Source organism: Solibacillus cecembensis, from assembly GCF_050272495.1.
Taxonomy (GTDB): Bacteria; Bacillota; Bacilli; order Bacillales_A; family Planococcaceae; genus Solibacillus; species Solibacillus cecembensis.
In genome coordinates this window covers 87,235-112,349 of sequence record NZ_JBNNMF010000011.1, presented here as the reverse complement: position 1 = coordinate 112,349, position 25,115 = coordinate 87,235, and the positions used below count along the sequence as shown (strand labels likewise).

The window sequence follows — 25,115 nt, the reverse complement described above, 5'->3', positions numbered from 1 at the left end:
ATTGATTAGGTTATAATTGGGTGTAATCATTCTTAAATTATTGAATAGAGAGGAGTTTTCTACAATGTTTGATCACCATCATCCATTTTTATCTGATTACTATACAATAGTACTTGGATTCTCAGTTGTAATTCTTGTCTGTGTAGTATTATTCATCCAATATTTACGCATGGGATTACACTCACATGATTCTGTATTAGTAGATACAAAGGCAGGCGCTTTTGCTCCAAATGAAAAATCAAAAGATGGTCACCATCATTAATTTTTCGCAACCGCTTCTTCTAGCGGTTGTTTTTTTATGCTCATTTTCCACACAAGTTTCTCCTATTTTTAAAGTGTTTACTTTAGTTAACGCATTTATTATTTGAATTATCTAAATAAAAATATAAAATAATAACTGTAACGAAAGGGGTTTACAACATATGTCTTCATTAGGTGATATTTTAAATTTCAATGAAAAATTTGTCACAGAAAAACAATACGAACCGTTTATTACTACAAAATATCCAGATAAAAAAATTGTCGTTTTATCATGTATGGATACTCGTTTAGTTGAATTATTACCAAAAGCTATGAATTTACGGAATGGTGATGTAAAAATCGTCAAAAGTGCGGGTGCAATCGTCAATCATCCATTCGGTGGAATTATGCGTAGTTTACTTGTCGCAGTTTATGAATTACAAGCTGATGAAGTTTATATAATTGGACATTATGACTGCGGGATGAGTTCAGTTGACCCGAATGCAATGCTAGAGCATATGCGTGAACGTGGAATTAAACAAGAAATTATTGATCTTATTAATTACTCTGGTGTAGATTTAGAACAGTGGTTACGAGGCTTTGGTGATGTTACGACAAGCGTATTAAAAAGTGTCGATATAGTAAGAAGGCACCCATTAATGCCAGCTGGGGTTCCAATTCACGGATTAGTTATTGATCCAGGTACAGGTAAGCTCGATTTAGTTTCAGATGGCAATGCCTTTTCTATAAAATAACCACTTAATCAAAATAACCCCACCATTTTTGCATTTCTGTTAAAATGATGGGGTTTTATCTTTCGTACATCAAAAATACTTTTCCTTACGCAGTCACATCTCGTTTATTAAATACAATAAATGTAATGACTAAGAAAATAATGGCATAAACAAAATTAACTGTAAGACCTAATGTTAATGTTGTACCTGGTATCATCGGTGTATAGCCAGTTCCATACTGATTTAAGTTCACATGCGTAATCCATACATACTTAATAAATTCATAACGGCTTAGTAATAAAACAACCATATTGCTCATGAATGAAATAAATAATGTCAATCCAATAGCGAGTGAGCTTGATCTAAAAATAGTACCAATTAAAAAGGCAAAGAAAATAGACATGAAGAAGCTACCAAATGATAATAAGAACGTCTCAAAATAGCTTGACCATACATCCATTTGTACTACTTGTCCTTCAATGACTTCTAACGGCGTTGACATCGCTGTTCCCCATAATGAAGCACCGAGTATGGCAGACAATATAATTGCCGATAAATAAAGTGTTAATCCGAAAATAATGGTTGTCACTAATTTTGATAATAAAATTTTCCACCTTGCAACGGGTCTTGTTAACAGCATTTTAATTGTACCTGTCGAATACTCACTTGAAACAATTCCTGCTGCCACAGTAACGATAAAAATCGTAATAACCATTGATGCAACTTCTAACATATTTCCCATAAATTTATCCATTGTTGTTCCGTTTGGTGCGATATTATGTTCAAGACGATATTTCTCCATCATAATCCTTTCATAATAATAGCTACCTGTCGACTCGTCCAAATCGTCTTCTTCAATTATCTTCTCAAAGTCTTGAATCACTTGTTGTGAAGTTAGCTGCCAATTTTCACTGGATGATTCATCATAATATTTCATAACTCCTGCTGGAACAATGACTAAAAGTAACATCAATATAAGCATGACCCATGTGCTTTTTTTCGACCATAATTTAATCCATTCATTAACGACTAATTTCATCGATTGCACCTCCACCTGTCATTTCAAGGAATTGGTCCTCTAATGTTTTATTATTCGGTTGAACTGCATAAATCTCAACTTCACTAGCAAGTTTTTTCAATAATGCAGGGATTTGTTGCTTAGGGATTTCTACATTATAACCCTTGTCATAAGCTGATATTGTATAGCCGTCAAGCAATTGCATTAATTTTTCTTTTGGCTCTGCCTCGATATAATAAATGCTTGATTCGGATGCATTAATTTCTTTAATATCGATTAATTCCCCGTTTTGAATAATGGCCACACGATCACACATCAACTCTATTTCAGATAATAGGTGACTAGAAACAACAATTGAAACACCTTCTGTTTGGGCGATATGGCGTAAATGCATTCGAAATTCACGAATACCTGCTGGGTCCAAACCATTTGTCGGTTCATCTAAAATTAAAAATTTTGGTCGATGCAGAAGTGCCTGTGCTAGTCCTAAACGTTGACGCATCCCTAACGAATATGTGCCTACTTTTTCATGAATTCTTTTTTCTAGCCCTACTTGACGAATGACTTCATCGATACGCCCTTTTGTCACACCTTCATGCATGCGCGCAAAATGTTGTAAGTTTTTATAGCCGCTCATAAATTTATACATTTCTGGATTTTCGACAATTACCCCAACCTGAGTTATTGCAGCCTCATAATTTTTAGCCAATGACTTGCCATCAATAATAACTTCCCCTGCAGTTGGATGCATGAGTCCCGTCATCATACGAATTGTCGTCGTTTTCCCCGCGCCATTTGGTCCCAAAAAGCCTGTAATTTGCCCTGGGAAGAAATCAATACTCAAGTCTTTAATAATGCGCTTATTGTTAATCGTTTTTGATAAATTTTTCACTTGCACGATTGGTTTCACTATATAAAGCCACCCCTTCTAATAAATAGTAATTTTCAGGAAAATAAAACAACCCTTCTTAATCTACGTTCCAGATTAAGAAAGGTTGCATTTTTTTACTTTTTTTTGAAATCTTGTTGGAGCAATGCATACATATAATGGTCTTCCCATTTTCCATTAATAAATAGTAATTCCCTTAGCAGCCCTTCCTGTTCAAAGCCAGCTTTCTCTAATACACGAACAGATGCTACGTTTTGTGGAGAAACATATGCCTCCACGCGATGTAAATTAATCGTTTGAAAAGCAAATCTTAACACAATATTCAATGCCTCTGTCGCAATGCCCCTGCCTATAAAAGCTTTATCCATCGAATAGCCGATAAAACCACTTGAATAAGGTAGCCGTTTAATCGCATACAGCGAAATATGACCGATGAGCTGCTGTGATTGTAAATCATATATGCCGAATGAAAATTCTCTATTCGCTTGCAAAAGTTGGATACTTTCTAAAATTTTATTATACTGTGTGACCTCTGTATAATATTCGTCTCGATGTAGTGGCTCATAGATTGACCAAAAAAATTTATTATCTGAAAGCAATTTAGCAAGTGCCTTTGCATCGGATTCAATAAAGGTACGCAATAAACACTGCTGTCCAACAAGTCGAACCATTGGATCACCTTTCTTTTGAAATAAATTGAGTAAACTTTTCATCACAATTCACCTACATATTTACCAATATAAAGAGCGTTATTACTTTTTAACTTATTTCCTATTTTTATTTTTCTTTTGTTCCTTTGCATTTACTGGTAATTCAATCGTTGCCGCAGCTTCTTCCTCCGCTGCTCGTGTTTCAAATACATTTGTCATTTGCAAACCGCGGCGCGTAGCCTCTTTTTCAATATGCGCAATGATTTCTTTTAATACTTGAACACGCGCATGTAATTTATCATTTCCAGAAATTAAATGCCATGGTGCGTTTTCTGTATCCGTTTTTGCAAACATCTCATCTGCTGCTTCCCCATATAAATCGAATTTATCGCGGTTCCGCCAATCTTCATCCGTTAACTTCCATGATTTATACGGGTCTTCTGCACGGTCATTAAAGCGCTTTAACTGCTCTTCTGAATCAATGTGAATCCAGAATTTCATCACGATATAATCACCATCTGTTAATTGTGCTTCAAAACTATTTATTTCTTCATAAGCGCTTTTCCATTCATGCTCTGTCGCAAAATTTTCAATACGTTCCACGAGTACGCGGCCATACCAAGAGCGATCAAAAATTGCGATTTGACCGTGTTGTGGCAATTTACGCCAAAATCGGTGCATATAATGGTAACGATGTTCATGTGGCTGTGGCGCTGAAATTGGGTGTACAACTAAACCACGCGGATCAATACGCTCTGTTAAACGTTTAATCGCGCCCCCCTTACCAGCCGCGTCCATCCCTTCAAATGCTAAAATTAATCCAATTTTATTATTAAATAAAAATTGTTGGGCATTTAACATTTCATATTGTAGAACTTTTAACTTTTTCTTGTACATTTTTTTATCTAATTCTAATGACAAATCTAAATTCTTTAACTGCTTCATCCATTTCATCCTCCCCTAGTTCAACTACTATTAGTTTACTTGAAATAATCTGAATTTGGTATTTTTTGTTCGTTTGTGCTTTTTTGCACATATTTTTTTGATGAAAAGGGGATGCTTATGCTTTTTTTATATAAATGAAAATCGGAAAAAATTGCTATACATTGATTATCGGTCTTTTTTCACCTTCTAATTCCTTAAATTTTTTATAATTATTCTTCTTACCAATTTATGCTTTTAGCTTTTCAATTATTAGCATTTTCAATGTGCAATTCCCGATTAGAAATTTCTATAAAATAATAAATTGCAAAAAAATCGTAACAGCTAAAATTGCCGTTACGATTTTTATTAATCTTCTAACATTGTTAAAATAATTGGTTTATCTTTTGTTACAATAATTGAATGCTCAATTTGGGCAACTAATGATTTATCTGGTGTTACGAATGTCCAGCCGTCACCTGACTCTACAATATGCTCAGCTTTTGCCGAGATGAATGGCTCTACTGCAAGTACCATTCCCTCTTTCATAATTGTCGTATCCCATGCGTCGTAATAATTTAAAATATGATCCGGTGCTTCATGTAAAGATTTACCTAAGCCGTGACCTGTTAAATTCATAATAACAGTTAAACCGTGATCACGTGCTTCACGCTCTACCGCTTTACCAATTTGGTTTAATTTTGAACCAGCTTTTACTTTTGTAAACGCACGTTCAAGCGCTGATTTTGCTACTGCACATAACTTTTCTTTATCCTCATAGCCTTCACCAACTACGAAAGAAATCCCCGTATCTGCAAAATAGCCGTCTAAAGATCCTGAAACATCAATATTCACGATGTCACCTTCTTGGATTTGCTTTGAACCTGGAATACCATGTGCTACCTCATGATTGACACTAATACAAGTGTATCCTGGGAAATCATATTCTCCTTTTGGTCCTGAAATGGCTCCTGCTTCCGCAAACATGCGACCCGCAATCTCATCCAATTCCTTCGTAGTAACACCTGGAACTGTCGCAAGCTTCATTGCCTCACGAATTTCCGCGCAAATGCGACCAATCTTTTTAAACGCTTGGATTTCTTCTTTAGTTGTAACAATCATGTTAAACTTCCTTCCTCATATCAATATCTACCCTACACTATATCACACATCAATTACGCCATGGCATAATTAAGTCCAGATTTTTTTTCGAGCTTGCTCAAAAAAAACTGTGCCATCCGCTGGGGGATTTAACTTGATTTAGCCGGTGTTGGCCCCGGCTGAATCAAGTTAAAAAAGTTGTAAGTATTCAAATCCCACAACTTGCGGAGTCGCTATATTTCATTACTAAAAAAGCTGAACTAAAGAATTCCTTCTGCTATTGGAAGCTTTCTATTATGGATTCTAATAAAAGGAGTGTCCCATATTCGAGACACTCCTCTATTCTTAATTATTTAATTTATCAATTGCGTCTCAGCTGACATGATGTTGTCTCGCTGTCGTTATCCCATCAGCCAGACGTTGAACTTCCACTTTTAGAAGTAGAGGACATGTTCTGAAGCGAGTTAAATGTTTTTAATAATCTTGGTGCAGATGTGAATAATAATACTGCTATACCAGCTGTTATAATCGTCGCCGGTAGCATGTACGAAGCATTATAAAGGATTGAATATTTCCAGACATTTTCATCACCAGCATATTCCTTAAAGAATACAACACCTGCTAATAAGTGGGCACTGAATCGTAACAATCCACCGATGAAAATTCCAATGACAATATAAGTCGTCATTTTCGCTTTGTTTAATGCTTTTGTTGCTTCAAGTAATGGTTTACGTACAACAGCAGCTACTCCAACCGCTGTAAAGGCAATGCCGTAATCAAGAAGCGCCTGCACCCAGTGTAAAATATAGGCACCGAATACCATTTGTAAAACCCCAATTATTAATCCTGTTGCTAATCCCGCTGCTAAGCCCCAACGAATTGCCATTAATACGATAGGTAGCATAACAAAGCTGATGGATCCACCTTGTGCCCATAACTTAAATGCATATTGGTCTAGTACTAGCCCGATGGCAGCAAAGATTGCAATTTCCACCATCATTAATAATTTCTTTTTGTCCATAACAAATCTCCTCCATTTTCCGATGTAAAATGAGAAGGAATAGAAAAAAAACGATATCAGGACAGAGCCTGACTATCGTTTATTAGTCGGTTTCTATCCACATCCCTACGCAAGCATTAACTTACAGGTTCAAAGAGTCAGTACATTTCGTGCACAATCTCAGCCAACAAATTTGGCACCCCTTGTGGTTACATCTTTTTAATTGTTCTAACTATTCAATTATATCCAATTGTAGTAATATTATCAATATCCTAATTTATTGTCCCATATATAAAAGCAAAGGAGTTGACCATTTTGGATAATTCAAAAGGCTTGAGTGCAATTGGCTATTTAAGCATCTTCTTTGCACCATTCATTGTCCCACTACTTATATTTATAGTGAGTAAGGATACTGCTGTTCGCTTTCATGCCAAACGTGCATTTATTTCACATTTAGTCCCGTTCGTTTTAGGTATTTTATTTTTAGCATTCTTCGTTTCATCATCACTTTTCGTATCAAATGCTTTTTCTTTTAATGATAGCAGCATTTTAGTCCCGATTATTATCTTTATTTTATACTTACTTCTTTCTTTTACCATCTCCATTTGGAATTTAGTACAAGCCATTAAAGTAATGCGTTAATGTTTTGAAAAAGGGTATACTAATTTTACAAGCATTGATAGAAGTTAAAGGAGTGTTCTAGTATGAAGCTAAAGAATGTAATAAAAACTGCAATCAAATATGCGCCAATCGTTTATCCAATCGTCAAAAAATTAATTGATAATCGATTAAAATCAAAGCATGCCAAAATGTTAAAATAATTGCTGGATACAATTTATATATGCATTAAAAACCATTTTGCACGCAATCAAAATGTTTTTTTTATGTTTTTATTTTATAATAATTTCCGTACGGCTATGGCCTTCTTTTAGCTTTTGTACTTGTAATATGGCTGGCATTGCTGCTTTTAATTCTGCAACATGTGAAATGACACCAATTAAACGCCCAGTTTGTTGCAAATCGATTAAAATATCAATCGCTTTTCTCAGCGATTCCTCATCTAATGTACCGAAGCCTTCATCAATAAACATCGTATCAATATGGACACTGCCTTGCACACTTTGAATGACATCAGCCATTCCTAACGCAAGAGCAAGTGAAGCATTGAACTTTTCCCCACCTGAAAGTGTTTTCACATCGCGCGTTTGCCCTGTATTACTATCAAACACATCAATGCTTAACCCACTTTGTGCATTTCCTTCTTTACGTCCTGTAGACTTCAGGAAATATTGACCGTTCGATAAAATACGTAAGCGCTCGTTTGCCGCATGTGTCACTTTTTCTAAATAGCCAATTTGTGCAAAGCGTTCAAATGAAATTTTTGCTTCATTTTGACCACGTATGACATCATAAATTTGCTCAACTTGAATTAACTTCCCTTTAAATTGCTCAATTTCTGTTGCTACTTTTTGCAATCGAATTTTCGTTGATCGGCATTGCTCTACATAAGATTCAGCCTGTTTAAAATCGGCATATAGCTTCTCAAACTGGTCATTCAACTCATTCATTTGCTGCTCCCATGCCGTTAAATTGACCGATTCTTTTCCTGCTAATTGAGCAGAGTCCTCCGCAATTTGTACGGCAATTGTATGCATCTTTTGTCGGAACTGTTCAATTTCTTGACGCATTTGTTGCTGGACTTCAAGTACTAAAATCGATTTTTTATAGCTTGCCTCATCTATAAAATTAGCATTTTCAAGCGCTAATAAATAATCTGATTTCGCTTTTGATTCCTCTTGCAACTGGTCCATTTCTCGCTGTTTGGCATGTTCAAAATTAACCGCACACGTTTTTTCATTTAATTGTGCTTGCTGCAAATGTTGCGTAGCTCGGTCGATTTCCCCTTTTAACGATTCATACTTCAATTGCTCTTCCTGCAATGCCGCGTCCACTTGTTGCACCGTTGTAAATTGTGGAAGCATCGACTTTTCACTTTGCTCTAACTTGCCTTGCTCCTGCGCTAATTGCGTATTTACATTCGTTACATAAGTACGTCCTTTTTCTATGCGTGTTTGCAGTGCATCTAACTTTGTCATTAACTCTTCATTCATTTGCTTTTCTGTTACTAATTGTGCCTGCTGCTGTTTCATCTTTTGCAATGCTTGTGCTAACTCGCTAGTCGTTTGCTCATATTGCAATAGCGCATCAGTCGTAACTTGTTGCTCATCAAGATGTGTTTGCTTTAATTGTAAATTCCCTAACTCCATATCAAGCTTTGATTTTACTTCATAATATTGTTGCATCGCAATGTCAGCATTTTTTCGCAATTCATCTGCAACATGCTCTTCCACCGTGGCTGTTTGTTGATTATGCACAACTGGATGATCAACACTACCACAAACCGGGCAAGCCTCTCCAGCAATTAATGCAGACGCAATAAATGCAGCTTGGTTATGGCGAATTTGCTGCTCTACTTGCTTTACTCGCTGCTGTGCAGTATTAGCCACTTGTTGTTTTTGTGAAACGTCATCTTGCAAAGTTTGTACGCTATTCGTTAATTGAATTACTTCCTTTATATTGTGTATTTTCTGTACGTACTGAACATGCTCCTCAAATGTTTTCTGATAAGGAACAATATCGTCTTCTAACTGTTTAATGAGCACTTGTTGATGCGTTTTTCTTTCTAGTAAAATTTGCTGTTCAGCCGTTAATTCATTAAATAGCTTTTCTACTTTTCGCTTGTCCCCTTCCAGATTGCTGACAGCCAATTTAATTTCATCTATCGAACGATAAATCGGTAAAAGCTGCTCCAATTGTGAAATTGTTTTTGCGTACGTTGCAAGTAGGGGCTGCTGCTGTTGTTGCGCTTCATAGCTTTTGGAGGCATGTAATAATAGCTCCCCTGCATTCGTTTGGTCAGTTGTTGCGCGCATCAATAATTCCTTTGCCGTGGTCAATTGCGTTTTTGCTCGCTCATAATCACGTTCTAAAGGCATAATTTGACTCGCTTTTACTGCCAACTCAATTTGCTTAGCCTGCTCTTCAAAATGCGCTTCTTGCTGCTTCAATTGTGCTAGTTGTATTTGGCGTTGCTTAAATTTTTCAATGCGGTCATTTAAAATTTTCTGCTCGCCATATAGTTCATTTTGTTGTTTTAAATCATTTTTCAATGCCTCATAACGACTATTTAATTCAGCTGATAATGATACATAATGTTGCTCTTCCACTGCTAATGCACTTTCAACTTGATACATATTGATGGCATCACCGTTAATCATTGCAAAAAGCTCGGATTCACGCTCTGGCAGTCTATTTTTTATTTCGTAAATAGTCTGGTCCTGTTGCATTTTTGCCTGGTCGTACATGTTTTCTGCAAGCTTCTTTTTATCTTTTAGCAGCTCGACCATTTTTGTAAATCGCTCTGTTTTAAAAATTTTGCGAAAAATCTCTTCCTTGTGCTTCGATTCAGAAGTTAATAGCTTTTGAAACTCCCCTTGTGGCAACATGACAATTTGATTAAACTGTGATTGCGTTAATCCGATGAGTTCCTCTATCTTTGATTGAACAAGCTTCACTTGGAATTTCTCAACAGCTGGTACTTCTTTTCCATCGGTAATGTCATAGAACACCCTTTTTGCACTTGCTCCGTCATGTCCAAATTTACGCCAAATTCGATAAATTCGACTTCTCACTTCAAAAATAAGTTCAACTTCTGTATCCATCGTCTGTTCTGCAAAATCACTTCTTAAAAATAATGATTTCTCGCGATCCTCACCGCTCCCTGCATCGTAAAGGGCAAACGTAATCGCATCAAATATCGTCGTTTTCCCTGCACCCGTAGAACCAGAAACGACAAAGATGCCATGCTCATGAAGCTTTGTAAAATCAATGACTTCCTTTTCTTTATATGGTCCAAATGCACTCATAGACAGCTTTAGCGGCTTCATTTATTGAACCTCCTGTGATTCTCGTTCACCATCGAGTATTTGCTGCAACACTTCTGTATAAATTTCCTTCGCCTCATCACTTAACGGCTTCCCAGTCATTTCGTTATAAAATAATTCAAACAGCTCTGAGTCGTCCATTTCAACACGGCTCATTGTTGATGTTTGCTGTTCCATTTGGCGATAAACAGCTGTTCTTTCTATATGAAGGGCGTTCGGATACACAGTACGAACAAGCTCAGTTGCCCCTTTTACATAGCTTTCGTCTAATAATTTTACGAAAACATAATCCTCACTACGGGGATGCTGCAAAATAGCTTCTAACATACCTGTCACGATTTTCATTTCACGAATCGCTGTTAATGGGCGGCGTTGCAAAATTACTTCGCCATTTTCCTGTAAGTCGACAATCGTAAAGCCTTTTTTATGATTCACTTCTGATTCGGAATATTTAAGCGGGGAGCCGGCATATTGAATCGTTTCATTCGCAACGAAATGTGCCTGATGTAAGTGACCTAAAGCGGTATAACAAAACGGCTCAAATAATGCCGAGTTAATACACTCCGTCCCACCGATTGTTAGCTTACGTTCTGAATCGCTCGTGTTTGCTTCTGGTAAACCATCCTTCGTAATAAAAGCGTGGGCAACGATAATATTGCGCTTCGTAGGATCTAGTGTAAGTTTGATTTGCTCAATAATTTTAGCCATTGCTGCTTCATGCGTTGTAATCGTTTCATCCTCAAAAATAGCCCTTACTGTAGACGGCTCTGCAAAAGGTACTAAATAAAAATGAACATCCCCATAAGCATCCTGTAAGACGACTGGCTCTATTACTTTATCTAAATTGCCACTAATATGTAGTCCACTTGCCTTCATCAACTCGCTACCAAAGTTCAAACGTGTCGCGCTATCATGATTTCCAGCAATCGCGATAATCGGTGTTTTTTCTTCAATTAAAATTTGTTGCAATGTCGTATTTAACAATTGAATAGCATCCGTTGGGGGAACAGAACGGTCATATAAATCCCCTGCAATAATGATGACATCCGGTTTTTCTGTTCGAATTTCTTCAATAAATTGCTGCAAAATATGCTGTTGATCTGCAACCATTGATACACCTTGCACAAGCTTTCCTAAATGCCAATCTGCTGTGTGAAAAATTTTCATGAAATTACCCCCTCACTTCGTTATCCATAGTGTACACGACGTTATTGGCAACACACAACTCGCACAATAATAATGGAAGTTTTTTCGTAAAAAAATACACCAAACGAAATATTCATTCGTTTGGTGTGTTTCTTATTTTTCAGTCATAGTTCCAGCTGCAATTTCCTCTATATAGTGACATGCTGCTTCATGTTCACCTTTCATTGCGGATGTCGTGCGCAGTAGTGGTTCTTCCGTACGACATTTATCCGTTGCAAATGGACAACGCGTATGGAATCGACATCCTGCTGGCGGATCAATCGGTGATGGTACATCCCCTTTAAGGACAATACGATTTTTAACCGCATCTGGATCCGGCACTGGAATCGCTGATAATAATGCCTTTGTATATGGGTGCTGCGGATTTTCAAATAAGCTTGTTTTATCCGCTATTTCCACGATTTTCCCTAAATACATAACAATGATACGGTCTGAAATATGACGTACAACCCCTAAGTCATGTGAAATGAAAAGGTATGTTAGCCCATATTCATCTTGCAATTCTTCTAATAAGTTTAATACTTGTGCCTGAATCGATACATCCAGTGCGGATACCGCTTCATCACAAATAATGAGCTTTGGATCAACTGATAAAGCGCGTGCAATTCCAATACGCTGACGTTGACCACCTGAGAATTCATGCGGATAACGATCTGCTTGATACGGACGTAAGCCTACTGTTTCTAGTAACTCCTCAATGCGTGCACGGCGCTCATTTGCTGGCAATACATTTTGAATATGCATCGCTTCATTTAATAAACTTGCTACCGTTTGACGCGGGTTAATCGAAGCGTATGGATCTTGGAAAATAATTTGTAAATCTTTACGGAATTTACGCATTTCACGTGTAGAAATTTTCGTTAAATCTGTTCCTTGGAATGTAACAGACCCCTCTGTTGGTTCTTCTAAACGTAAAATCGCACGTCCGGTTGTAGACTTCCCACAACCAGATTCTCCTACAATACTGACCGTTTCACCTTCGTAAACTGTAAACGAGATGCCATCTAGCGCTTTTACGTGATTCACTGTACGGCCTAAAAAGCCACCTTTAATCGGGAAGTACTGCTTTAATCCCTCAACCTTTAATAGTTCTTTTTTCGCCATATAGCGTCACCTCCGAATCTCCATCCCACTCATCAGAGAACATCCAGCATCGGATTTGCTCTGCATTTGAATCATTTGTATTTAATAGTTGCGGCATTTTGTTATGACAAAGTTCTGTGGCAACCGGGCAACGCGGTGCAAAACGGCAACCAACAGGCATTTCATGCGGACTCGGCACCATCCCTTTAATCGGAATTAATTTCTCTTGCTCAATATCATGACGTGGCAATGAATTTAATAAGCCTAATGTATACGGATGCTTCGGATTTTTAAATAACGAACGCACATCTGAATACTCTACCACTTGGCCAGCATACATAACTGCTACATAATCACATGTTTCTGCAACGACTCCCAAATCATGGGTAATCATAATAACCGACATGCCTAAACGATTTTGTAAATCTTTAATTAACTCTAAAATTTGCGCTTGAATCGTTACGTCTAGTGCTGTCGTTGGTTCATCTGCAATTAAAATTTCTGGGTCACACGCAAGCGCCATTGCAATCATGACACGCTGTCTCATCCCCCCTGAAAGTTCATGTGGATATTGCTTCACACGCTTTTCAGGAGAAGGAATTCCTACAAGTTTCAGCATTTCAATTGATTGTTGGATCGCTTCTTTTTTGCCGACCTTTTTATGGATTTGAATCGTTTCTCCAATTTGCTGACCGACTGTATAAACAGGATTTAATGATGTCATCGGCTCTTGGAAAATCATCGAAATTTGATTTCCACGAATTTCTCGCATCGCTTTTTCGGGTAGTTTTAATAAATCTTTGCCCTTAAAAAGAACTTCCCCACCATTTACTCTACCGTTTGAAGCGAGTAAACGTAAAATTGTCAGTGACGTAATACTTTTTCCTGAACCAGACTCTCCTACAATTCCAATTGTTTTCCCTTTAGGAACCGTAAAGCTTACACCATCAACAGCACGTATGTCTCCTGCATCTGTTTTAAATGTTGTTTGTAAATTGTTGACGACTAAAATATTTTCCATTTCATTCATTTGCCACACCTCTTTTCTTCTACTAATTTAAGTCAATTCGTTTATTTAAGAACTTGTATGAAATATCTACGAGTAAGTTAACAACTACGAATAGCAGCGAAATGACGAGTACCGTTCCTTGAACAACCGGGAAATCTCGCTGTCGAATGGCATCAATCGTCAAACGTCCCATTCCGTTAATTGCAAAAATTGTTTCTGTTAAAACGGCACCACCTAGGAAGCCACCAAACTCTAACCCAATAATCGTAACAACTGGTATTAACGCATTTTTTAACGCATGGCGATAAATAACAACTCGCTCTGATACACCTTTAGCACGTGCAGTACGTATGTAATCTTGACCAATAACTTCAAGCATGGAAGAACGAGTCATACGCGCGATAATCGCTGCTCCCCCTGTACCGAGTGTAATAACTGGTAGCACCATTTGACGCCATGTATCTCCCCAACCCGATGGACGCATTTTTAAAAACTCTGGGAACGGGATGTCAAATGGCAAGTTACCAAGTGCAAACCACTGAATTAATAGTAGACCAAGCCAGAAGTTTGGCATTGATAAACCGAATAAGGCAATAATCATAATCGAAACATCTGTTAGCGTATAATGGCGTACAGCAGAGATAATCCCCGCAATCAACCCTATAAATACTGCTAAAATTGTCGAGTAAATAGCTACCTCGAGCGTTACCCAAAAGCGCGTTTGAATCTCTTCCATTACAGGACGACCACTACGAATAGAATTCCCTAAATCTCCTTGTAAGGCACTGCTTAAATACCGTCCATATTGTACATAGGCTGGATCATTTAAACCTAGCTTTTCACGTAAATTTTCAACAGTTTGTGCAGATGCACCTTCCCCGGCCATTACTTGCGCAGGGTCACCAGGAATAAGGAACATCAATGAAAATACTAAAATAGAAACTCCTAATAATACAGGGATCGTTTGTAGTAAACGACGGATAATATATTTAGTCATTCATCATTCCTCCTATTGCTTCATTTTTGGATCAAGTGCATCGCGTAATCCATCTCCGAATATATTAAATGCTAGTACAACAATGACAATCATCATCCCTGGGAACATAACCATATGGCTCGCATTATGCATGTAAGCGCGACCATCACTTAGCATTGCGCCCCACTCTGGCTCTGGTGGCTGTGCACCTAAACCTAGGAAAGCTAAACCAGATGCTGTTAAAATCGCTGTCGCAATACGCATCGTTGCTTGCACGATAATTGGAGACATAATATTCGGTAAAATGTGCTTAAAAATAATTCGTCCATCTGAAGCACCTAATGCCCTTACCGCATCAATGTACTCAAGTTTCTTCACTTGTAAGGTAGATCCCCGTACAATACGGGCAAATGCTGGAACTGAGAAAATACCTACTGCAATAATTACATTCGTTAAGCTACCGCCTAAAACCGAAACGATTGCTAAAGCTAGTAAAATACCAGGGAACGCTAATAATACGTCCATCACACGCATGATAAGCGTATCAATGATTCCACCGTAGTATCCTGAAACAATTCCTAATACAATTCCAACAACACCACCAATTAAAACAGATAAAAATCCAACTTTTAATGTCAGTTTCGTTCCAAACACGATACGTGTAAAGATATCTCGTCCAAAGTTATCCGTTCCAAACCAATGGTCTTTTGAAGGTGGTTGTAACTTGTTAAGAATATCCTGTGCATTAGGATCCGTTTTCGATAAGAAAGGACCGATTATTCCTACTAAAATAATGAACAGTATTACCAGACCGCCAATAACAGCTGCCTTATTTTTCAATAATCTCTTCATAAATGTTTTAAAAGCTTCCGAACGAGGACTACTTTTTTTCCCGATGACAGGACTTTTTTCTGTCTGTGTACTCAATATCAATCACCCTTTCTAATGTAACGTAAACTCAAAATTCTAATAATTTGTTATAGATTACAGTATATATAGTTAAAACATTATTTATCAACATAATATTTTTCTAATAAAATTCAGAAAATTTTATCATTTTTGTATTTTTAGACTTTTCATTATATTGAAATAACACATCCTCTCATATGAAATTCCAGCGAATATATATAAATCCTACGTTTCTGTGAACTTTCAGAATATAAAATTATTATATGATTATTCTATATAAAACTTATATTTTCTCTCTTAAATTTATTTTATCTATTTTATTATTGATGCCACTTAGGCGCTATGCTATTCTTTAAAAAGAGTTTACATTTTTGTAATATTCTAAAAAAAATTACATTAGGGGGATTTCCAACATGGCATTTTCAAAAAAATCTCTATGGATGATGCTACTTACATTCACATTAGTGCTAGTATTAGCAGCATGTGGAGGAGATGACAAAGACTCATCTACTAAAGATGCTGGTTCTGGTGACAAAACAGATTCTAGTAAAAAAGAAGACACTCCAGCAACTGCTGGTGGCGACTTAATTATCGCAGAATTATCAGATGCCAGCTCATTAGATCCACATGGTTCAAATGACGTATCTTCTTCAAACGTTCAATCAAATCTTTATGAGACTTTAGTTGTCCGTGATGCAAACGGTGACTTAGTTCCTGGTTTAGCAGAATCTTGGACGCAAGTTGATGATTTAACTTGGGAGTTCAAATTAAAACAAGGCGTAACGTTCCATGATGGTGAAGCGTTTAATGCTGAAGCTGTAAAAACTTCTTTCGACCGTATTTTGGATCCTAAAGTTGCCTCTCCTCGTGCATTCTTATTCGAGATGGTAACTGAAATTAAAGTAATTGATGATAGCACAGTACAATTCGTTACTGAATACCCATTCTCTCCATTACTTGCACACTTAACGCATAATGGTGGTGGCGTAATCAGTCCGAAATCAATCGCTGCTGACTATGCAGCAATGGAAGCAGATTCTGCTGTACTTGCTGGTTCAGTAATTTCAACAAATCCAGTAGGTACTGGTCCATTCAAATTTGTTTCATGGACTCCAGGTACTGAAATTAAATTAGAAAAATTTGCAGAATACGCTGGTACTCCAGCAAATCTTGATACTGTAACATTCAAAGTTGTTCCAGAAGGAGCTACTCGTGTTGCTGAATTACAATCTGGTTATGCAGATATTATTGGTACTGTAGAGCCAAGCCAAGTTGCAAACGTTAACTCTTTTGACGCAGCTGCTGTATTAGAAACAGCATCTTCATCTTTAACTTATATTGGTTTCAACACAAAAAAGAAACCATTCGATGATGCTAAAGTACGCCAAGCAATTTCTAAAACAATTGACCGTACAAAATTAATCGATGGGATTTATGAAGGTTATGGTGTTCCTGCAATCAGTCCACTATCACCTGGTATTTTCGGATATACAGAAGATGTAACTTCAATGGAATATAACGTTGAAGAAGCAAAAGCTTTACTTGCTGAAGCAGGTTATGCAGATGGCTTCACTACAACAATTTGGACGAATGATAATCCAGTTCGTCAACAAGTAGCAATCGTTTTACAAGAAGAATTAAAGAAATTAAACATCACAGCAAATATCGAAGTGTTAGAGTTTGGTGCGTACTTAGAGAAAACAGCTGCTGGTGAGCACGATATGTTCATCTTAGGTTGGTCTAACTCTACAGGTGATGCGGACTACGGTCTATATGCATTATTCCACTCTTCTCAACATGGTGACCCAGGTAACCGTTCATTCTACTCTAACGCAGAAGTAGATGCACTACTTGATAAAGGTCGTCGCGAAGCAGATCCAGCTGCTCGTGAAGCAATTTACAAAGATGCATTACAAAAAATCTCAGACGATTCTCCAATGGCATTCGTATTACACCCAGCTTACTTAACAGGTGTATCTGATAAAGTTACTGGCTTCAATGTAGGTGCAGACGGTATTTATCGTTTAGGCGATGTTAAAGTTAACAAATAATTAAAAGCAAAAAGACACATTCACTCCGATGTTATTCGGTAAGAATGTGTCTTTTTTATATCATTACAGGGTGGGGTTTATTATTATGCATATGAGGTGCTGTCACATACGGCTTGTACGCAGGCTCTTTCACCTCTACCTCATCATTTCTTAATAACAATATTTCCTCGAATGTTAAAGGATTTGGTGTTGGCATTGCACCCTCTCGCATCTCAAATGCATCATTACCACTATACTGCCCTAACATTTGATTGGCCATTAAGCGGTAGCCCTGTTGGATTGGATGTATGTCCTTGAGATTTGGTAAATACGACTGCGCATGTTCATTAAACGCATCATATACATCAACAAATTGCGCATTAGCTTGTTCTGCTTGTTGTTGTAAAATACGATTTAACAACTTTAACGATGTTATAGCCCCTTCCACTTGTTCTTCATGAACACTTACATATGGAAAGTAGTAGCCCATCACATAAACTTTCGCATTCGGTGCTTTTTCTCGTAATAGCTCCAGTAATTCTTTCATTTGAATACGCACTTCATTCAATGCAAAATTAGCGGATAACTGTGAAAAAGCGAGCGTCCCTGCATCGGCATTATACGTTAGGAGCGGTAATAAATTATTCGCCCCCGCTGAAATGGTAATGAGCGTGGCATCTTTTAATAGCGCATCTGCTTTTTCAGATTGCACACTTTCTAGCACGTTGCCAACTCGGTAGCCTGGGAAAGAAAGCTCTTTTGTAAAATGAGCTAACTTCCCATTTCGCTGGAGTTGCAGTGCAATAATGTCCGTATAACCTGCATCAATTTGTGAATATGGTGTTTGTCCTGCCGCTAAAGAATCACCAATGGCAATATATACTTCCTGTTCCTGAGCCTTGGTAGGAAAAGGCATAATGAATAAAAATACCGCTGTTAATAAGCAAAAACGACGCATGGACACACCTCCCGTATCACAAAATCAGAATGCCCAATTCCCTTTGCGGAAAATCGGTTCAACCGTTCCATCAGCTAAAACACCATCAATATCCATATTAGCGCTACCAATCATAAAGTCCTCATGCGTCAGTGATTGGTTAATGCCCAACGCTTCTAATTGGCCTGCTTCAAGTGCTTTTCCACCTTCATAGCAAGTTGGATACGCTTCACCAATCGCAAGGTGGTTCGATGCATTTTCATCAAACAATGTGTTGTAGTATAAAATATTCGAAGCTGAAATCGGTGACTCATGCGGCACTAACGCAACTTCCCCTAAATACGCTGAACCTTCATCCGTTGCAATCAGTTGTTGTAATAACGCATGTCCTACTTTTGCTTCGGCTTGAATAATTTTGCCGTTTTCAAATGTTAATGTGAAGTCATCAATAATATTGCCTTTATAAACAAGTGGCTTCGTATTCGAGACAACGCCATTGACACCAAATTTCGCTGGCAATGTATACACTTCTTCTGTCGGCATATTCGCGATAAACGTTGTGCCATCTGGAGATTTACTACTTCCGCTCACCCATAAATGCTTATCTGGAAGCGCAATTTTCAAGTCTGTACCTGGTGCTTTATAATGTAAAAACTGATATTTTTTCTTATTTAATTGGGCTGCACGGTTTTCTAAGCTTTCAATATGATGCTGCCATTTTGCAACAGCATCGCCTTCACCAATACGAACTGTTTTAAAGATGGCATCCCATAGTGCAGGTACTTGTTCTTCTGCTGGTAATTGCGGGAATACTTTTGCAGCCCATTTTGGTGACGGAACCGCAATAATTGACCAAGCAATATGATCATTCATGACAGCTTTTCGGTAATTAACAAGCGCTGTACCTGATGCTTTTTGCTGTGCACCGATTTTCTCGACATCAATACCAGCTAATGCATCTGGATTTTCCGCATCAATCCATAGAAGTGCTCCTTTACGCTCGATTAATTCCTCACGCTGCGTAACAACCCATTTCGGGAAATTCGCTGTTTCTTCTATTGATACATTTTCAAAATACGAACGCTCAAAGCTTGCATCCGTTAAGTTCACATGTACGCGACCCGCGCCCGCTTCATATGCCTTTTTCACAACAATTCTAGTAAAGTCTAACGTTTCAGTTGAAGTATTAATTAATACGTATTGCCCTTTTTGTACATTGATGCCGATACGTACAGCTAAATCTGCAAATTGCTCTAATTTTTCTGCAAATGTCATCGCTTATTTCCCCTTTTTCGTTTTACTGAATGTCATTCCCTTATTGCTTGATTTTGATTTGTAAGGCTTTTGCGTACTTTGGCTTTTAGGAGCCTCTTTTATTGCCGTCACGGTTTTTGAATTACCTTCAATAAATTCGCCCTTATGCCATACTTTTTGTACAGCTTTTTGTGATAAATCACGAACCCATTTTTTATACGTTTTCTCATCACGGTAAGATAATAATGTTAAAACTTCTCCATCTGCCCCTGCACGACCTGTACGTCCTGAACGATGCGTATATTGTTCAATCGTACGAGGTACATCAACATGGATAACATGTGTTAAGCCAGAAATATCTAAACCACGTGCTGCAATATCCGTTGCAATTAAAATGCGTGCCTCGCCTTTTCGGAAAGCATCTAATGCATTTTTACGTTCATCCTTTTTCATTTCTGAATGCAAAGCGACAATCGGTGCATCTCGGTACATTAATTTATTTTGCTTCATTAAAACTTGATCAATATTATTAACGAATGCTAGGCCACGAACACCTTCAATATTCGATAAACGGCGCAACATATCAGTTTTATCACGTTCTTCGATTTTTACAAAAGAATGCACAACTTTCCCAAACTTCACCATGTCTTCTGGTTTGATTTCAATTTCGATTGGTTCAAGCATGAAGCGCTCGGCAACCATTTTTATTTCCTCGGTAATTGTAGCTGAAACGACAACTACTTGGCGCCCGAAAGCAGCTCCTTCGATAAATGACTTCACAACTACTCGGTATTCACGACTTAATAATTGGTCACATTCATCTAATACAATTGTTTCAATTTCTTTTAATTTCAGCTTTCCTTGGCGCGCTAATTCATTTAGACGACCTGGTGTACCGACAACAATCGTTGGTTTTTTCTTCAGTTTTTCAATTTGACGTGCTGAGTTCGCTCCACCGATTAATTGTTGAACTGTAATATCTGTTCCCGCTGTCCACTCACGAATTACTTCGACAATTTGCATAGAAAGTTCTTGCGATGGTGCCACGATTAATGCTTGCGTTTGCTTTTTAGAGCCATCTACTTTATTTAAAATTGGCAATGTAAATGCAAGTGTTTTTCCTGATCCTGTTGGCGATTCTGCTACAACATCTTTTCCTTCAAGCATAGCAGGAATCATTTCTTCTTGGATTTTCATTGTTGTTTCAAACGACCATTTATTTTGTAATGTTTCATTTAATAAGTTAATTGCTGACATTTTTTTTACCACCTTAAGTTCATTGCGTTTAGTGTAACATATTCTATTGACTTTTAATGTGAATTTCGTATCACTTGCTTCATCTAATTTTTGAAAAACTGAAATTCCTGTGAATGAAACGAATCCATGCGAAATTTCCCACATCAAAAAGATGCTAGTACTACACGCTACTAACACCTCAGACAATTATGAACTTAGTTTAGCGATTGCCTTTTTCGTATTTCCGTTTACTTCTAATAAAGTTGCTTGAACCGTTTCAAAATCTGCGTTTGTTTTCAGCATGACAATCGCTGGTTTTACTGCAAAGTTCGTCGTGTTTAAAACTTGTTCTGCCTGTTCATAGTAGCAATTTGTGCCCATCATGACGATTCTTTTTGCGCGCTCCACTAACTTATTATTGCTTGCGTGAACATCGACCATTAAATTTTCATACACTTTCCCTAATTTCACCATAGTTGCTGTACTAATCATATTTAAAATCATTTTATGAGAGGTTGCTGCTTTTAAACGTGTTGAGCCCGTTAAAATTTCCGGACCGACATCTACTTCAATTGCTTGATCTGTATAACCGCTAATTTTTGAGCCTTTATTGCTCGTTAAACTGACAGTAAATGCCCCATTCAATCGCGCATACTTTACAGCACTAATTGTATAAGGTGTTGTACCACTTGCCGTAATCCCAATGACGGTATCCCATTTCGTAATCGCCTTTTCAGCTATATCTCGCTTTCCTGCCTCGGCATCATCTTCTGCATTTTCAACTGCTTGAAAAAATGCGGCATTTCCACCTGCCATAATTGTTTGGACTAAATTAGGATTTGTCATAAAAGTTGGGGGGCATTCAGATGCATCCATCATCGCTAAACGCCCACTTGAACCCGCACCTACATAAAAAAGGCGTCCACCATTTAAAAGGTTATCAACAATTTTCTCAATGACCTTTTCTAAAGATGGTAGCTCTTTAGCAACAGCTTGAATGACATGCTCATCTTGGCGGTTCATAATATTTAAAATTTCCACTACCGTTAATTCATCTAAATTCATCGTTTCAGAATTGCGTTTTTCAGTTGTTAATTGCTGGTCGTTCATATCATCCCTCCTTAATAGAATTCCATGAATTTTTAATATTTCCCTTTATCACTTCACCAATAAAAATTTGATTGGCATGCATGGCTAAAATATAGGCACCTACCTCACCAGGAACTTCTGGCTTCAAAAATTTCAACGTTGGAAATTGTTGTTTTAATTGTTTACAAAATGCTTCATAAAAAGGAACATTACTGAATAGTCCCCCATGTAAAACGAGTGGCTTTTCCATATCCATTTGGGACTGCGCTAAACGAATTAAACGAATTAATTCATTTAGGGTTAATTGAACAATTTCGCTTGCCAGTTCATCCCCTTTATCAAATGCCATCAGCACTTTGCTACAAATGGATGCAATAATTGAAACTGGCGCTTTTTGACTATAAATTTTCGATATGATGTCTGGCGGATGCTGTACATGAAAGTGCGCTAATATTTCTCGTTGGAACGGTCGCATTGGAAGCTTTGCATCATGGGATTCTAGAATAGAGCGCACAGCCAATTTTCCAAGATGAAAACCGCTTCCTTCATCACCTAATAAATAGCCCCAGCCGCCCACTCGAAAAGATTGCCCACCATTCCAGCCATAAACGATAGAACCTGTGCCCGCAATTAATAATGTACCTGAATCTCCCCATATCCCTGCTGCTAAAGCGGCATGCGCATCACTTTGAATCATTATTTTGTCAAACAACGCACTTCCCTCAAAGGATTGGTGGATTTTATCCTTTTCAGCTGAACGATCTGCACCAGCTAAACATATAAAAATTTTATGAATATCATGTAACGGAATTTTCGCCTTTGATAAAATCATTTCGATCATATTATTGAGCATATCATGTAACTGCGTTAGTGGAATCGCACTTATATTGCCAGAGGTACTTACTTTATAGCCAATGATATTCCCCTCTGCATCGCCAATAACACAGCGCGTTTTCGTTCCACCTCCGTCAATACCAATAAAATACTGTTTCGCTATGTCCATCACCTTATTTCCTACTGTTTTCTACTTCTAGCGCGATTAAATTATGAACAATCCTCCGAAATCTTTGAATATTACATTGTCTTCCAAAATGTACTCTGTTCGTTAGTAATATAATAGCAATTTCTTGTTCATCTGAAATCCACATTGACGTCCCAGTAAAACCCGTATGTCCAAAGCCATCCTGCAAATATTGCCCGGAAAATATCGGGGTGCTATACAATTGCCATCCTAAGCCTCGCTGTTCATCAAGACCACTCGTATACGTTTTTTTACTAATTCGTTTTGTTCCTTCTGTAATAATAGAAGGGTGCCCTTTCATAAAAGCCTGTGCGTAACATGCTAAATCTTCAGCCGTTGAAAATAGCCCCGCATGACCACTCACACCACCAAAATAATTGGCATTTTCATCATGAACGTCGCCCCACTGGTAATCTTGTAAATGATCGCGATATTCAGTGGCTGCTATTTTTGCTTGCAAATCGGGTGGAGGGTCAAATAATGTATGCTTCATTTTTAATGGTAGAAAGATATTTTTCTCTGCAAAAATGTGGAGTGATTCTTCAGTAATCTGTTCTACAAGCTTGCCAAGTAAAATATAATTCACATCACTGTAAATCACTTCTGAGCCAATTGCCTTACGATTTTGTATTTGTGCAATTACTTCTAATGGACTTTTTTGCACATTGGATTGTAAATAAAACCTCACTTCTGGTTGAAAGCCACTCGTATGCGTCAGTAAATGTTTAATTGTCACCTCTTCATGTTGTCCTTGTAACTCCGAAAAATAATGTGCGACGGAATCATCCAAATCGAGTAATCCTTGTTCTAAAAGTATTAAAATTGCTGGTGTTGTTACAACAACCTTCGTTAAAGAAGCAATATCAAATAACGTATTTTCCTTCATTACAATATCCTTTTTTACATGCGCCTTGCCAAAAGCCTTTTTAAATAAAATCTCCTTCTCATTGGCAATACAAAGAACCGCACCTGGCAATACATTTTGTTCTATAGACTGTTCTATAAATTTTTGAACCGCTCGGAACTCCATATGAATCCTCCTATTTGATCGCACCTTCTGTCATTCCCTTTGTAATGGAACGTTGGAAAATCGTATAGAAAATAATGACTGGAATAACTGCAATACATAAACCTGCAAATAATACACCCCACGCACTTTCGTATTGGGCTTTCGTTTTCAATAAGTTCATCGCAACTCCTAGCGTAGTATTACTTTCTGTTTGCAATAATATAAGAGCCATAAAAAACTCATTCCAATAAGAGATTGCATTTAAAATTGTGACCGTCATAATGCCCGATTTGATTAACGGTGTAATAATTTTAAACAAAATACCATATTGACTCATTCCATCTACGGTTGCTGCCTCTTCAAGCTCTTTTGGTATATTGCCAATAAAGCCGATTAATATGAAAATCGTAAAAGGGACATGTGAAATGGCGTATATAAGAGATAACGCCCATAAATTATCTAGTAAATTAAGCTTCATTAATAAGAAAAATAGCGGAATCCATCCTAAAACAGCTGGTATCATCATCGAAGCTAAATAAACATTGATAAGCACCTCGCCCATTTTTGAGCGAATTCTTTCTAATGCGTAAGCCGTTGGGATTGATAGTGCTAACGTTAAGATAGAACCTAAAGCGGTAACGAAAAAGCTATTCAAAAAGGCACGACCAATATTAAAGTCATTCCATGCACGTGCAAAGTTTGAGAAGTTAAAATTTTGTGGGAGTGCCCATGGAGAAGTGAAAATTTCAGCGTTCGTTTTAAAAGCGCCCATAAACATCCAAACGAGTGGGAAAATTACGATTATAGCCCATAGTATAAGCGGAATTCGCACCATAATTTGTGAAAAAGCTTTCATCAT

Annotated in this window: 24 protein-coding genes and 1 riboswitch; of the genes, 5 read left to right on the top strand and 19 right to left on the bottom strand. The window is 37.5% G+C overall.

Annotated features, from left to right (window positions below):
• Positions 1 to 64: 64 nt before the first annotated feature.
• The gene (locus ACQKIH_RS11600; RefSeq protein ID WP_057984621.1) at positions 65 to 262 is read left to right on the top strand and encodes a hypothetical protein; all 198 of its coding nucleotides are present in this window, start codon (positions 65 to 67) and stop codon (positions 260 to 262) included.
• A gap of 160 nt (positions 263 to 422) precedes the next feature.
• On the top strand, positions 423 to 995 hold the full coding sequence (locus tag ACQKIH_RS11595; RefSeq protein WP_057984623.1) for a beta-class carbonic anhydrase: 573 nt from the start codon (positions 423 to 425) through the stop codon (positions 993 to 995).
• Between the two features lie 85 nt (positions 996 to 1,080).
• On the opposite strand, the gene ACQKIH_RS11590 is transcribed toward ACQKIH_RS11595, so the two are convergent.
• From ACQKIH_RS11590 to thiT, 6 genes are all read right to left on the bottom strand, one after another.
• Complete coding sequence (locus tag ACQKIH_RS11590; protein WP_427766123.1) at positions 1,081 to 2,013, bottom strand: ABC transporter permease; 933 nt, start codon at positions 2,011 to 2,013, stop codon at positions 1,081 to 1,083.
• Positions 1,997 to 2,905 (bottom strand): ABC transporter ATP-binding protein, encoded by a 909-nt coding sequence (locus tag ACQKIH_RS11585; RefSeq protein ID WP_427766178.1) that lies wholly within the window; start codon positions 2,903 to 2,905, stop codon positions 1,997 to 1,999. Before ACQKIH_RS11585 ends, ACQKIH_RS11590 begins: the two co-directional genes overlap by 17 nt.
• A gap of 92 nt (positions 2,906 to 2,997) precedes the next feature.
• Positions 2,998 to 3,552, bottom strand: a complete 555-nt coding sequence (locus ACQKIH_RS11580; RefSeq protein WP_057984899.1) for a GNAT family N-acetyltransferase — start codon at positions 3,550 to 3,552, stop codon at positions 2,998 to 3,000.
• A gap of 93 nt (positions 3,553 to 3,645) precedes the next feature.
• Positions 3,646 to 4,476, bottom strand: coding sequence for a polyphosphate kinase 2 family protein (locus ACQKIH_RS11575; protein ID WP_427766121.1), 831 nt, complete (start codon positions 4,474 to 4,476; stop codon positions 3,646 to 3,648).
• 345 nt (positions 4,477 to 4,821) lie between these two features.
• Positions 4,822 to 5,574: a type I methionyl aminopeptidase gene (gene map, locus ACQKIH_RS11570; protein ID WP_057984633.1), complete on the bottom strand. Its 753-nt coding sequence runs from the start codon at positions 5,572 to 5,574 to the stop codon at positions 4,822 to 4,824.
• A 388-nt stretch (positions 5,575 to 5,962) separates the two neighbouring features.
• Positions 5,963 to 6,574 (bottom strand): energy-coupled thiamine transporter ThiT, encoded by a 612-nt coding sequence (gene thiT / locus ACQKIH_RS11565; RefSeq protein ID WP_057984635.1) that lies wholly within the window; start codon positions 6,572 to 6,574, stop codon positions 5,963 to 5,965.
• An 85-nt stretch (positions 6,575 to 6,659) separates the two neighbouring features.
• Positions 6,660 to 6,767, bottom strand: a riboswitch (TPP riboswitch).
• Between the two features lie 101 nt (positions 6,768 to 6,868).
• On the opposite strand from thiT, the gene ACQKIH_RS11560 reads away from it, so the two are divergent.
• Complete coding sequence (locus ACQKIH_RS11560) at positions 6,869 to 7,195, top strand: magnetosome magnetite crystal formation protein family (RefSeq protein WP_427766118.1); 327 nt, start codon at positions 6,869 to 6,871, stop codon at positions 7,193 to 7,195.
• A 62-nt stretch (positions 7,196 to 7,257) separates the two neighbouring features.
• Positions 7,258 to 7,374 (top strand): hypothetical protein, encoded by a 117-nt coding sequence (locus ACQKIH_RS11555; RefSeq protein ID WP_427766116.1) that lies wholly within the window; start codon positions 7,258 to 7,260, stop codon positions 7,372 to 7,374.
• A gap of 69 nt (positions 7,375 to 7,443) precedes the next feature.
• Here the strand turns inward: ACQKIH_RS11555 and ACQKIH_RS11550 are convergent, their stop codons facing one another.
• The 6 genes from ACQKIH_RS11550 to nikC form a co-directional block, all read right to left on the bottom strand.
• A complete protein-coding gene (locus ACQKIH_RS11550; RefSeq protein WP_427766114.1) occupies positions 7,444 to 10,500 on the bottom strand; it encodes an AAA family ATPase in 3,057 nt (1,018 codons plus the stop codon).
• Positions 10,501 to 11,664, bottom strand: a complete 1,164-nt coding sequence (locus tag ACQKIH_RS11545; RefSeq protein ID WP_427766111.1) for an exonuclease SbcCD subunit D — start codon at positions 11,662 to 11,664, stop codon at positions 10,501 to 10,503.
• Positions 11,665 to 11,796: 132 nt separating this feature from the next.
• A complete protein-coding gene (locus ACQKIH_RS11540; protein ID WP_427766108.1) occupies positions 11,797 to 12,807 on the bottom strand; it encodes an ABC transporter ATP-binding protein in 1,011 nt (336 codons plus the stop codon).
• Positions 12,779 to 13,816 (bottom strand): ABC transporter ATP-binding protein, encoded by a 1,038-nt coding sequence (locus ACQKIH_RS11535; protein WP_057984644.1) that lies wholly within the window; start codon positions 13,814 to 13,816, stop codon positions 12,779 to 12,781. The genes ACQKIH_RS11540 and ACQKIH_RS11535 overlap by 29 nt, the downstream gene beginning before the upstream one ends.
• Positions 13,817 to 13,838: 22 nt before the next feature.
• A complete protein-coding gene (locus ACQKIH_RS11530; RefSeq protein WP_057984646.1) occupies positions 13,839 to 14,792 on the bottom strand; it encodes an ABC transporter permease in 954 nt (317 codons plus the stop codon).
• Between the two features lie 12 nt (positions 14,793 to 14,804).
• Positions 14,805 to 15,698, bottom strand: coding sequence for a nickel transporter permease (gene nikC, locus ACQKIH_RS11525; protein WP_057984648.1), 894 nt, complete (start codon positions 15,696 to 15,698; stop codon positions 14,805 to 14,807).
• 395 nt (positions 15,699 to 16,093) lie between these two features.
• Between nikC and ACQKIH_RS11520 the strand changes: the two genes are divergently transcribed.
• Entirely contained in the window at positions 16,094 to 17,731 is a 1,638-nt protein-coding gene (locus ACQKIH_RS11520) for a glutathione ABC transporter substrate-binding protein (protein ID WP_427766104.1), read from the top strand.
• Positions 17,732 to 17,786: 55 nt separating this feature from the next.
• Here ACQKIH_RS11520 and ACQKIH_RS11515 read toward each other — a convergent pair whose 3' ends face one another.
• The 7 genes from ACQKIH_RS11515 to ACQKIH_RS11485 all read right to left on the bottom strand — a co-directional run bounded on the left by ACQKIH_RS11515 (position 17,787) and on the right by ACQKIH_RS11485 (position 25,112).
• Entirely contained in the window at positions 17,787 to 18,668 is an 882-nt protein-coding gene (locus ACQKIH_RS11515; protein ID WP_427766101.1) for an SGNH/GDSL hydrolase family protein, read from the bottom strand.
• A 24-nt stretch (positions 18,669 to 18,692) separates the two neighbouring features.
• Positions 18,693 to 19,922, bottom strand: a complete 1,230-nt coding sequence (locus ACQKIH_RS11510) for an aminopeptidase (RefSeq protein WP_427766099.1) — start codon at positions 19,920 to 19,922, stop codon at positions 18,693 to 18,695.
• A gap of 3 nt (positions 19,923 to 19,925) precedes the next feature.
• The gene (locus tag ACQKIH_RS11505) at positions 19,926 to 21,158 is read right to left on the bottom strand and encodes a DEAD/DEAH box helicase (RefSeq protein WP_057984904.1); all 1,233 of its coding nucleotides are present in this window, start codon (positions 21,156 to 21,158) and stop codon (positions 19,926 to 19,928) included.
• A gap of 186 nt (positions 21,159 to 21,344) precedes the next feature.
• The gene (gene murQ / locus ACQKIH_RS11500) at positions 21,345 to 22,247 is read right to left on the bottom strand and encodes an N-acetylmuramic acid 6-phosphate etherase (protein ID WP_427766096.1); all 903 of its coding nucleotides are present in this window, start codon (positions 22,245 to 22,247) and stop codon (positions 21,345 to 21,347) included.
• 1 nt (position 22,248) lies between these two features.
• The gene (locus ACQKIH_RS11495) at positions 22,249 to 23,229 is read right to left on the bottom strand and encodes an N-acetylglucosamine kinase (RefSeq protein WP_427766094.1); all 981 of its coding nucleotides are present in this window, start codon (positions 23,227 to 23,229) and stop codon (positions 22,249 to 22,251) included.
• 4 nt (positions 23,230 to 23,233) lie between these two features.
• Complete coding sequence (locus tag ACQKIH_RS11490) at positions 23,234 to 24,277, bottom strand: serine hydrolase domain-containing protein (protein WP_427766091.1); 1,044 nt, start codon at positions 24,275 to 24,277, stop codon at positions 23,234 to 23,236.
• A gap of 10 nt (positions 24,278 to 24,287) precedes the next feature.
• Complete coding sequence (locus ACQKIH_RS11485; RefSeq protein ID WP_427766088.1) at positions 24,288 to 25,112, bottom strand: carbohydrate ABC transporter permease; 825 nt, start codon at positions 25,110 to 25,112, stop codon at positions 24,288 to 24,290.
• Between the last annotated feature and the right edge of the window lie 3 nt (positions 25,113 to 25,115).

Coding starts and splice junctions, on each gene's coding strand:
- ACQKIH_RS11530 (WP_057984646.1), bottom strand. CDS start 14,792: ATGACTAAATATATTATCCGTCGTTTACTACAAACGATCCCTGTATTA.
- ACQKIH_RS11580 (WP_057984899.1), bottom strand. CDS start 3,552: ATGGTTCGACTTGTTGGACAGCAGTGTTTATTGCGTACCTTTATTGAA.
- ACQKIH_RS11510 (WP_427766099.1), bottom strand. CDS start 19,922: ATGACATTTGCAGAAAAATTAGAGCAATTTGCAGATTTAGCTGTACGT.
- map (WP_057984633.1), bottom strand. CDS start 5,574: ATGATTGTTACAACTAAAGAAGAAATCCAAGCGTTTAAAAAGATTGGT.
- ACQKIH_RS11540 (WP_427766108.1), bottom strand. CDS start 12,807: ATGGCGAAAAAAGAACTATTAAAGGTTGAGGGATTAAAGCAGTACTTC.
- ACQKIH_RS11575 (WP_427766121.1), bottom strand. CDS start 4,476: ATGAAGCAGTTAAAGAATTTAGATTTGTCATTAGAATTAGATAAAAAA.
- ACQKIH_RS11600 (WP_057984621.1), top strand. CDS start 65: ATGTTTGATCACCATCATCCATTTTTATCTGATTACTATACAATAGTA.
- ACQKIH_RS11495 (WP_427766094.1), bottom strand. CDS start 23,229: ATGGACATAGCGAAACAGTATTTTATTGGTATTGACGGAGGTGGAACG.
- murQ (WP_427766096.1), bottom strand. CDS start 22,247: ATGAACGACCAGCAATTAACAACTGAAAAACGCAATTCTGAAACGATG.
- ACQKIH_RS11485 (WP_427766088.1), bottom strand. CDS start 25,112: ATGAAAGCTTTTTCACAAATTATGGTGCGAATTCCGCTTATACTATGG.
- ACQKIH_RS11535 (WP_057984644.1), bottom strand. CDS start 13,816: ATGAATGAAATGGAAAATATTTTAGTCGTCAACAATTTACAAACAACA.
- ACQKIH_RS11550 (WP_427766114.1), bottom strand. CDS start 10,500: ATGAAGCCGCTAAAGCTGTCTATGAGTGCATTTGGACCATATAAAGAA.
- ACQKIH_RS11515 (WP_427766101.1), bottom strand. CDS start 18,668: ATGCGTCGTTTTTGCTTATTAACAGCGGTATTTTTATTCATTATGCCT.
- ACQKIH_RS11590 (WP_427766123.1), bottom strand. CDS start 2,013: ATGAAATTAGTCGTTAATGAATGGATTAAATTATGGTCGAAAAAAAGC.
- thiT (WP_057984635.1), bottom strand. CDS start 6,574: ATGGACAAAAAGAAATTATTAATGATGGTGGAAATTGCAATCTTTGCT.
- ACQKIH_RS11555 (WP_427766116.1), top strand. CDS start 7,258: ATGAAGCTAAAGAATGTAATAAAAACTGCAATCAAATATGCGCCAATC.
- ACQKIH_RS11595 (WP_057984623.1), top strand. CDS start 423: ATGTCTTCATTAGGTGATATTTTAAATTTCAATGAAAAATTTGTCACA.
- ACQKIH_RS11490 (WP_427766091.1), bottom strand. CDS start 24,277: ATGGAGTTCCGAGCGGTTCAAAAATTTATAGAACAGTCTATAGAACAA.
- ACQKIH_RS11545 (WP_427766111.1), bottom strand. CDS start 11,664: ATGAAAATTTTTCACACAGCAGATTGGCATTTAGGAAAGCTTGTGCAA.
- ACQKIH_RS11520 (WP_427766104.1), top strand. CDS start 16,094: ATGGCATTTTCAAAAAAATCTCTATGGATGATGCTACTTACATTCACA.
- ACQKIH_RS11505 (WP_057984904.1), bottom strand. CDS start 21,158: ATGTCAGCAATTAACTTATTAAATGAAACATTACAAAATAAATGGTCG.